The 1,534-nt window shown below is 43.4% G+C and carries 2 protein-coding genes; both read left to right on the top strand.

Going from position 1 to position 1,534, the window contains the following annotated elements:
* Positions 1 to 56 precede the first annotated feature (56 nt).
* Entirely contained in the window at positions 57 to 362 is a 306-nt protein-coding gene (locus tag H6S82_RS33840; protein WP_191057455.1) for a DUF4342 domain-containing protein, read from the top strand.
* A gap of 260 nt (positions 363 to 622) precedes the next feature.
* Positions 623 to 1,534, top strand: a 912-nt coding sequence (locus tag H6S82_RS32545) for a GNAT family N-acetyltransferase (protein WP_191057454.1), incomplete at its 3' end; no start/stop codon positions are given.

Raw genomic sequence — 1,534 nt, 5'->3', positions numbered from 1 at the left:
AAGACAACCAATTTAACGCCGGAACTAACGAATCTGCGACTGCACCCAAAACCACTGTGCAAGTGGAAACTAAAATAACAGAAGTAGTCACTGACGAAGAACCCCAAGGAAAAGGTCGCCAAGAGGAATTCAAGATTAGCGGCGATAGCCTGGTAGCAAAAGTAAAAGAACTGATTTATCAAGGCAATATTCGTCGCATCATTATCAAAAATGAAGAAGGACGCACCTTAATAGAAGTACCTCTAACTATTGGATTAGTTGGCGGAGTTATTGGTGCGACCATGTTTCCAGTTATTGCGGCTCTTGGTGCGATCGGTGCAGTCGTGGCGCATCTTACACTTGTCGTGGAACGCAGAGAATAATGCGATTTTAGATTTGAGATTGCAAATTGCAGATTTTCAATTTACTCAAAAGTAAACTAGCATTCTTGGGAATACTCTACCTGGCTAACCGAGCATTTTCCCCTCAAAACAGATAGATCTTGTGGAAGCTTTTGACTGAAAAAAGGGGTTTCTAGCCTCCCCTTTCAAGGGGAATTATCAAAAAATTTTTCCTTTCTTTCAAGCTCCGTCATTTCAAGGCGGAGCAAATCCAAAATCCAAAATCCAAAATCGCGTGACAAATGACATCAAAAATTGAATTTGGTACTGTATCTAACCCAGAGGACGCTCAAAGTCTGGGGGAAATGCTTTGTCAATGCTTTAATTTTCCCATAGCTGATTGGCCAGAATATCGCGATCGCATTGGTTTAGAAAACTTCCGAGTTGTTCGTCAAACAGGAGAAATTGTTGGCGGTTTGGCTATTTACCGCATGGGACAGTGGTTCGGTCAACAATCTGTACCGATGGCGGGAATAGCAGCAGTTGGCGTACCGCCAGAACATCGCGGCAAAAAAGTAGCGATCGAACTTTTAAGCAACACCATACGCGAACTTTATCACAAAGGCGTACCAATTTCAACACTTTATCCCGCTACCCAACGCCTCTACCGCCAAATGGGATACGAACAAGCGGGAAGTCGTTGCTGTTGGGAGTTACCAACCGAGAGTATTAAGTCGATCGATCGCACTTTGTCAGTACAAAAAATCAAAACCATTCAATCTGAAACTCTCGCAAAAATTTACCATCAACAAGCCCAACAAATCAACGGCAATTTAGATCGCAATCCCGCTATATGGCGTGGAATAGTCGAACATAAAGAAAACGTAGTTCACGCCTACCTCATCGGTGCAGAAACTCAACCAGAAGGTTACATAATTTTCAGCCAAAAAAGTGAAGGTAACAATCTATACTTGGAAATTTGGGATTGGGTAGCGCTAACACCAGCAGCGATCGAGCGTTTGTGGACATTCATCGCCGATCATCGATCGCAAGTCAAGAATGTCAGGTGGTATTCTGGTGCGATCGATCCTCGACTGCTGTTGCTACCAGAACAAACCGCCAAAATTCGCTTTCACGAAATGTGGTTTTTGCGGATAATAAATGTCGAAAAAGCTCTGAATTTGCGCGGATATCCACCAGAGGTAGAAGCCGAA

This window comes from Planktothrix sp. FACHB-1355, from assembly GCF_014748295.1.
Lineage (GTDB): Bacteria > Cyanobacteriota > Cyanobacteriia > Cyanobacteriales > Aerosakkonemataceae > Aerosakkonema > Aerosakkonema funiforme_A.
This window is presented reverse-complemented; position numbering and strand designations above follow the sequence as displayed.